The sequence below is a fragment of the Pseudomonas sp. DW-iso17 genome (genome assembly GCF_058725345.1).
Genome location: NZ_JBZXEA010000007.1, coordinates 49,344 through 57,326 on the forward strand (window position 1 = coordinate 49,344; position 7,983 = coordinate 57,326).

At 61.9% G+C, this 7,983-nt stretch carries 7 protein-coding genes; 6 read left to right on the plus strand and 1 reads right to left on the minus strand.

Translation table 11 applies throughout. The annotated features are described in order from the left end of the window. Positions 1 to 5: 5 nt before the first annotated feature. From AC4PS6_RS05940 to AC4PS6_RS05965, 6 genes are all read left to right on the plus strand, one after another. On the plus strand, positions 6 to 1,286 hold the full coding sequence (locus AC4PS6_RS05940; RefSeq protein WP_038449572.1) for a glycerate kinase type-2 family protein: 1,281 nt from the start codon (positions 6 to 8) through the stop codon (positions 1,284 to 1,286). Continuing rightward, positions 1,276 to 2,691 (plus strand): pyruvate kinase, encoded by a 1,416-nt coding sequence (gene pyk, locus AC4PS6_RS05945; protein WP_014717715.1) that lies wholly within the window; start codon positions 1,276 to 1,278, stop codon positions 2,689 to 2,691. Before AC4PS6_RS05940 ends, pyk begins: the two co-directional genes overlap by 11 nt. A gap of 131 nt (positions 2,692 to 2,822) precedes the next feature. Next, positions 2,823 to 3,698: an urea transporter gene (locus AC4PS6_RS05950; RefSeq protein WP_032902979.1), complete on the plus strand. Its 876-nt coding sequence runs from the start codon at positions 2,823 to 2,825 to the stop codon at positions 3,696 to 3,698. A gap of 31 nt (positions 3,699 to 3,729) precedes the next feature. Beyond that, positions 3,730 to 4,554 carry an ion transporter gene (locus AC4PS6_RS05955; protein WP_014717713.1) on the plus strand — a complete coding sequence of 275 codons (825 nt, stop codon included), beginning with the start codon at positions 3,730 to 3,732 and terminating at the stop codon, positions 4,552 to 4,554. Between the two features lie 93 nt (positions 4,555 to 4,647). Next, positions 4,648 to 5,649 (plus strand): sulfate ABC transporter substrate-binding protein, encoded by a 1,002-nt coding sequence (locus tag AC4PS6_RS05960; protein ID WP_014717712.1) that lies wholly within the window; start codon positions 4,648 to 4,650, stop codon positions 5,647 to 5,649. A 251-nt stretch (positions 5,650 to 5,900) separates the two neighbouring features. Continuing rightward, positions 5,901 to 7,106: an MFS transporter gene (locus AC4PS6_RS05965; protein WP_014717711.1), complete on the plus strand. Its 1,206-nt coding sequence runs from the start codon at positions 5,901 to 5,903 to the stop codon at positions 7,104 to 7,106. Positions 7,107 to 7,224: 118 nt separating this feature from the next. Here AC4PS6_RS05965 and AC4PS6_RS05970 read toward each other — a convergent pair. Further along, positions 7,225 to 7,983 (minus strand): M10 family metallopeptidase C-terminal domain-containing protein (locus tag AC4PS6_RS05970; RefSeq protein ID WP_492180750.1); only part of this gene is annotated, 759 nt, incomplete at its 5' end.

Below are 7,983 nucleotides of genomic sequence, written 5' to 3' on the forward strand. Positions count from 1 at the left end.
CGCTTATGTCGGTCGATCCGCAACACCTGCTTCGCGAGCTGTTTGCCACAGCCATCGACGCCGCCCACCCCCGGCAAGTCCTTGAACCCTACCTGCCTGCCGACCGCAGTGGCCGTGTGATCGTGATCGGAGCCGGCAAAGCCGCGGCCGCCATGGCACTGGTCGTCGAAGACTGTTGGCAGGGCGAGGTCTCGGGCCTGGTGGTCACCCGCTACGGCCATGGCGCGCCATGCAAAAAAATCGAAGTGGTCGAAGCCGCCCATCCGGTGCCGGATGCGGCCGGCCTGGCCGTGGCCCAGCGCGTGCTGGAACTGATCAGCCATCTGGGTGAAGACGACCGCGTGATCTTCCTGCTCTCCGGCGGTGGCTCGGCTCTACTCGCCCTGCCCGCCGAGGGCATCACCCTGGCGGACAAGCAAGCCATCAACAAAGCCCTGCTTAAATCCGGCGCCACCATTGGCGAGATGAATTGCGTGCGCAAGCACCTCTCGGCGATCAAGGGCGGTCGGTTGGCCAAGGCTGCGTGGCCGGCCACGGTGTACACCTACGCGATCTCCGATGTACCGGGCGACCAGGCCACGGTGATTGCCTCGGGCCCGACCGTCGGTGACCCGAGCACCTCACAACAGGCCCTGGCGATCCTCAAGCGTTACCACATCGACGCCCCCGCTTCGGTGCGCAGTTGGTTGCAGAACCCGGCCTCGGAAACCGTCAAGCCCGGCGACCCGGTGCTTGCCCGCAGCCACTTCCAATTGATCGCCCGCCCGCAGCAATCCCTGGAAGCGGTAGCAGTAAAAGTGCGCCAGGCCGGTTTCAGCCCGCTGATCCTCGGTGATCTGGAAGGCGAAGCCCGCGATGTGGCCAAGGTACACGCCGGCATCGCCCGCCAGATCGTGCAGCACGGCCAGCCACTGGCGGCGCCGTGCGTGATCCTTTCGGGGGGCGAAACCACCGTCACCGTACGCGGCGACGGCCGTGGCGGACGCAACGCGGAATTCCTCTTGAGCCTCACCGACAGCCTCAAGGGCCTGCCCGGCGTGTACGCCCTGGCCGGCGATACCGATGGCATCGACGGTTCAGAAGACAACGCCGGCGCGATCATGACCCCCTGCAGCTACCGCCGTGCCGAAGCCCTGGGCCTGTCGGCCAGTGATGAGCTGGACAACAACAACGGCTACGGCTATTTCGCCGCCCTGGGCGACTTGATCGTCACCGAGCCGACGCGCACCAACGTCAACGACTTGCGCGCCATCCTGATCCTTGAGACTGCCAACCATGACGCCTGACAAGAAGGTCAAAATCCTCGCCACTCTGGGCCCGGCCACCGACGGTATCGATGACATCCGCGAGCTGGTGGAGGCCGGGGTAAATATCTTCCGCCTCAACTTCAGCCACGGTGACCACGCCGACCATGCCCAGCGCTACCAGTGGATTCGCCAGGTCGAGCGCCAGCTCAACTACCCGCTCGGTATCCTCATGGACCTGCAAGGGCCGAAGCTGCGGGTGGGACGCTTTGCCGAAGGCAAGGTGCAGCTCGTACGCGGCCAGGCCCTGCGCCTGGACCTGGATGAAACTTTGGGGGACCAACGCCGGGTCAACCTGCCCCACCCGGAAATCATCGCGGCCCTGGAGCCGGGCATGGACCTGCTGCTCGACGACGGCAAGCTGCGCCTGCGCGTGATCACCAAGCATGCCGACGCCATCGACACCACCGTGCTCAATGGCGGCGAACTGTCTGACCGTAAAGGTGTGAACGTCCCACAAGCGCTGTTGGAACTGAGCCCACTCACCGCCAAGGACCGCCGCGACCTGAGCTTCGGCCTGGAGCTGGGTGTGGACTGGGTGGCGCTGTCGTTTGTGCAGCGCCCGGAAGACATCCGCGAAGCCCGCGAGCTGATTGGTGATAAGGCGTTTTTGATGGCCAAGATCGAAAAGCCGTCAGCGGTGCAACGGCTGCGCGAAATCGCCGAACTGAGCGACGCGATCATGGTGGCCCGGGGTGATTTGGGCGTGGAAGTGCCGGCCGAGAGCGTGCCGCAGATCCAGAAAGACATCATCAGCACCTGCCGCCAACTGGGTAAGCCGGTGGTGGTGGCCACGCAGATGCTCGAATCCATGCGCTTCTCGCCAGCACCCACCCGCGCCGAAGTCACCGATGTCGCCAATGCGGTGGCTGAAGGTGCGGACGCGGTGATGCTGTCGGCGGAAACCGCCTCGGGCGAGTACCCGCTGGAAGCGGTGCAGATGATGAGCAAGATCATCCGCCAGGTGGAAAACGGCCCAGACTACCAGGCACAGTTGGATGTCAGCCGGCCCAAGGCAGATGCCACGGTGTCGGACGCCATCAGCTGCGCGATCCGCCGCATCAGCAGCATCCTGCCGGTAGCGGTGCTGGTGAACTACAGCGAGTCCGGCAGTTCCAGCTTGCGTGCGGCGCGGGAACGGCCCGTGGCGCCGATTCTCAACCTCACGCCCAACCTGTCCACGGCGCGACGCCTGAGCGTGGCGTGGGGCGTGCACTCGGTAGTCAATGATCGGCTGCGCCAGGTGGATGAGGTGTGTTCCACCGCGCTGGAAATTGCCCAGGCCCAGGGCATGGCGCAGCGTGGCGATACCTTGGTGATTACCGCAGGGGTGCCGTTCGGGCAGCCGGGGTCCACCAATTCGCTGCGTATAGAGACGCTGATTTAGCGCCTGTCAGGGCCTCATCGCGGGCAAGCCCGGCTCCCACATTTGATCGAGTTTGCATGTCGAACATCAATCAAATGTGGGAGCTGGCTTGCCTGCGAGGAGGGCAACTCGGTCTTATTGACTCAACCCAAATGCACAACCCAACCTGCCCCGACTGGGCCGAAGCCCTGCTCAACGGCTTCAGCCAAATCTTCCTGCAGCGCCACCCGCTGTGCGGCCTGCTGTGCCTGCTGGCGATCCTGATCGGCGCCCCGGCGTTGCTCGGCGGTGCCTTGCTGGGAGGTGTCGCGGGGTTGCTCACGGCCCAGCGCCGGGGGTATCCCAAGGCCGAGCGCCAGGCCGGGCTGTATAGCTACAACGGCGTATTGCTGGGCCTGTTGATCAGCCAGCACTTTGCCTGGTCGGCGCTGGTGCCGCCGCTGATCCTGGCGTGCGGCGGCTTGAGTGCCATCCTCACCCGGCACTGGTTGAAATACGCGACCCAACCCCTGGATTTGCCAGCGTACACCGCGCCCTTTGTTGGGCTGGGCTGGTTGCTGCTCGGCCAGGTCCCGCAGAACACCCTTGCGCTGAGCGAGCCCGACACTGTCGCTATACTGGCCGCGCCCTTCACCGGCCTTGGGCAAATCATGCTGCTGGACCAGCCCCTGGCGGGTGTGCTGATCGCCTTGGGCTTGCTGCTGGCCGACCGTCGCGCCGTCGCGTGGGCCTTGGGCGGCGCCACTCTCGGCATGCTGGCCGGCCTGTGGTTGAACGACGCCACTGGCGCTCTGCTCGGCCTGCACAGCTATAACCCCGCGCTGGCCGCCCTGGCCCTGTGCTCGTCGCGTCGCCAGCCTTGGTTGCCACTGCTGGGTATCGGCCTGGCCATCCTGCTCACCCCAGGCTTTGGCGCCCTGCACCTGCCCGCGCTGACCGCGCCGTTTATCCTCGCGTGCTGGCTGGTGCGCGCCGGTCAGCGAATGCTGCACAAGCCTCACATGGACAGCCCGTACGAATCGCCCTAGGCTTGCTCGATATTCGTTTCAGGCAGGGTTTATGGACAGCAACAACGACTGGCGCCAGCGCCTCTACATCATGGTGTTCCAAAGCGACACCGTCGCCGGGCGGCGCTTTGACGGCATCCTGCTGCTGATCATCCTCGCCAGCCTGGTGATCGTGATGCTCGACAGCATCGACACAATTCACCAGAACTACGCCGACGTGCTGGCCTATATCGAGTGGGGTTTCACGCTGATCTTCGCCATCGAGTACGGCCTGCGCCTGTATTGCTCGCCCAAGCCGCTGCGCTATGCCTTCAGCTTTTATGGCTTGGTGGACCTGCTCGCCATCGTCCCCGGCATCCTCGCGCTGTACTACAGCGACGCCCAGTATCTGCTGATCATCCGCATCATCCGCATGCTGCGCATCTTCCGCGTGCTCAAGCTCAGCCCGTATCTCAAGCAGGCCAACTACCTGATGGCGGCGCTGCGCGGCAGCAAGCAGAAGATCGTGGTGTTCCTGGTCAGCGTGTGCACCCTGGTGACGGTGTTCGGCACGTTGATGTACGTGATCGAAGGCCCGGAACATGGCTTTACCAGTATCCCCAAGGGCATCTACTGGGCGATCGTCACCCTGACCACCGTGGGCTTCGGCGATATCGTGCCCAAGACGCCCCTGGGCCAGGTTATTTCATCGCTGGTGATGATCACCGGTTACTCGATCATCGCCGTGCCGACGGGTATTTTTACCGCTGAACTGGCCAGTGCCATGCGCGGCGAACAGCTGCATACCGACTGCCCAGTGTGCAAGAAGGACAGCCATGAACCCAACGCCGCGTTTTGTGCGCGCTGTGGCAGCAATCTGTTTCGCAAACTGGAATAAGCAAAGTTCTTTTTAATCTTTAAAGCTCTATGAAGGCCCGGCTATAGTCGCTGGCAAATTGCCTCCCTCTTCTCGAACAACAAGGAATGAGCAGTGAAAAAAATCCTCAGCGCCTCCCTACTGGCCGCCGGCCTGGCCCTGGCGGGCTCCGCCCAGGCAGCGACCACCCTGCTCAACGTCTCCTACGACGTGATGCGCGATTTCTACAAGGACTACAACGCCGCCTTCCAGAAGCATTGGGCAGCCGAGCACCCGGACGACAAGCTGACGTTGCAGATGTCCTTCGGCGGCTCCAGCAAACAGGCGCGCTCAGTGATCGACGGCCTGCCCGCCGACGTGATCACCATGAACATGGCTACCGATATCAATGCCCTGGTCGACAACGGCAAGCTGGTGCCGGACAACTGGGTGACACGCCTGCCGAATAACAGTGCGCCATTCACCTCAGCCACAGTCTTTATCGTGCGCAAAGGCAACCCCAAGGCGTTGAAAGACTGGCCCGACCTGCTCAAGGATGGCGTGCAAGTGATCGTGCCCAACCCGAAGACCTCGGGCAACGGCCGCTACACCTACCTGTCGGCCTGGGGCTACGTGTTGAAGAACGGCGGCGATGAAGACAAGGCCAAGACCTTCGTTGGAAAGTTGTTCAAGCAAGCGCCCGTGCTGGACACCGGTGGCCGCGCCGCCACCACCACCTTCATGACCAACCAGATTGGCGACGTGCTGGTGACCTTTGAAAACGAAGCGGAAATGATCGCCCGTGAGTTTGGCCGTGATCAGTTCGAAGTGGTCTACCCAAGCGTCTCCGCCGAAGCCGAACCGCCGGTGTCGGTGGTGGATAAAGTGGTCGAGAAAAAAGGCACTCGTGCGGTGGCTGAGGACTACCTCAAGTATCTGTGGTCGCCCGAAGGCCAGGAAATTGCGGCCAACAATTACCTGCGCCCACGGGACCCTAAGGTGCTGGCCAAGTACACCGACCGGTTCCCCAAGGTGGACTTCCTGTCGGTGGAGAAGACCTTCGGCGACTGGCGCACAGTGCAAAAGACCCATTTCAATGATGGCGGGGTGTTTGACCAGATCTACTCTGGCCAATAATCCATCTGACTGAATCAACTCGGTCAAACCTGTGGGAGCTGGCTTGCCTGCGAAAGCGATCTATCAGTCATATTTCTGGTGACTGGTGCACCGCCATCGCAGGCAAGCCAGCTCCCACTTTTTTGCGTAGGGCAGATGTGTCTGAATGTATCATCAGCCCGCATAAGTGATATCACCACAAGCAGCCTACTCACTTGCGAGCCTTGTCTTTACTCTCTCACGCCATCGTCCTTCGCCTTTATGAGTACACCATGAACGCAACCTCTCACGCTGCAGGCACCATGACCCGGGGCATGGTCATGCTGTTCGCGTTTTGCTGCGGCGCCATTGTCGCCAACATCTACTACGCGCAACCGATCATCGAGCTGATTGCCCCGGACATTGGCCTGACGCCGGCAATGGCCAGCCTGATCGTGTCCCTCACGCAAATCGGCTATGCCCTGGGCCTGTTTTTCCTGGTGCCTCTGGGCGACCTGCTGGAAAACCGCAAGCTGATGATCGCCACCACCGTCGTGGCGATCGCCAGCCTGCTGGGTGCGGCGTTTATCGAACAGCCGAACCTGTTCCTGCTGGTGTCGCTGCTGATCGGTTTCAGTTCCGTCTCGGTGCAGATCCTGATTCCGCTGGCCGCACACCTGGCGCCGGCCGAGTCCCGTGGGCGGGTGGTCGGCAGCATCATGGGCGGCCTGCTGCTGGGCATCCTGCTGGCACGGCCGGTGTCGAGCGTGGTGGCCGACCACTTCGGCTGGCGTGCGATGTTCATGGCGGCCGCCGCACTGATGGCGTTCATCAGCGTGGTGCTGATGCTGACAATCCCCAAGCGCCAGCCCGATCACAGTGCCAGCTACGGCCAGTTGCTGCGCTCCCTGGGCACCCTGTTGCGTGAACAACCGCTGTTGCGCCAGCGGGCGTTCTACCAGGGTTGCATGTTCGCCGCCTTCAGCCTGTTCTGGACTGCCGTACCACTGGAACTGGCGCGTAACCACGGCCTGAGCCAAAGCGAGATCGCACTGTTTGCCCTGGTCGGTGCACTTGGCGCCATCGCCGCGCCCATGGCCGGTCGCCTGGCCGACGCCGGCCATACCCACCGCGCCTCGTTGCTGGCGATGCTGTTTGGCGCGCTGAGTTTCCTGCCGGCGTTGGTACACCCGCTTTACAGCGTGATCGGCCTGGCAGTCACCGGTGTGGTTCTGGACTTCTGCGTGCAGATGAATATGGTCCTCGGCCAGCGCGCCATCTACGCCCTCGATGCCAACAGCCGCAGCCGCCTGAACGCGCTGTACATGACCAGCATTTTTATCGGCGGTGCGTTCGGTTCAGCGATTGCCAGCAGCGTGTATGAACATGGCGGCTGGTTGGCCGTCATGCTGGTGGGCAGTGCATTTGCGCTGGTTGCGTTGTTGCGTTTCATGAGCGTTGCACGTAAAGCCGCGTTGGCCACCGTCCAAGCGTCCTGACGAGCCCGTGCGCCACTTCAAAACGCACAAAAGGGCGGGACTTAATCAACACGTGAGTAAGTCCCGCCCCCGCCTTGCTTCCAGCAGTGGCGCCCGTCAAAGGCGCGCGATCAAGGCATTAGAGATAACTGCCCTCTTTGATGTTGAGCCCGATGACATCTTCTGGACTGATCATTCGGGTGCTTTTGATCAGGAAGTCGGTCTTGCCATCGCCATCCAGGTCGACCGCCAGCAAGTAACGTCCCGTTTGCGGATTAAACTTGATGATGGTGTCGCCTGCCGCCCCCGTATAGTTCTCGACGAAGTTCAACGCTACCTTGCCGTCGAGCACCATTTGCGACAGGTCGATCTTGTCCTGCCCCGTGTTGAAGTCCAACAACAAGTCGGCATTGGCACGGGTTGAATCGCTAAAGGCGTTGAACTTGAAGGTGTTCCAACCGCCGCCGCCCACCAACGTATCGGCCCCCGCGCCACCGGTGAGCACATTATCCGCACTGTTACCGATGATGCGATCGTTACCATGGCCCCCCACAGCATTTTCGATCACCGTCTTCTCGCCGATCCTGACGTTTTCCTTCAGCCCCCCCACGCTGGAAAACGAACCACCGCGCAAGTTGATGATTTGATCCTGCTTGAAGCCAGAGAAATCAAAGGTATCGTTCCCACGCTCATCCCATACGTTGAAGTCTGGCTTATCGGCCGCGGACGTCAGGGTCGTTTCCGCCTTGCCAGTATTCGAGTTGAATCCATAGGTGGTGTCATCGGTTCTGGTGTCACGGGGTTGCTTGGGTTTATCAACGACTGGCAGGGTGTCGACGTTGAGCTTGGGCTTATCAACGACTGGCAGGGTGTCGACGTTGGGCTTGGGCTTATCAAC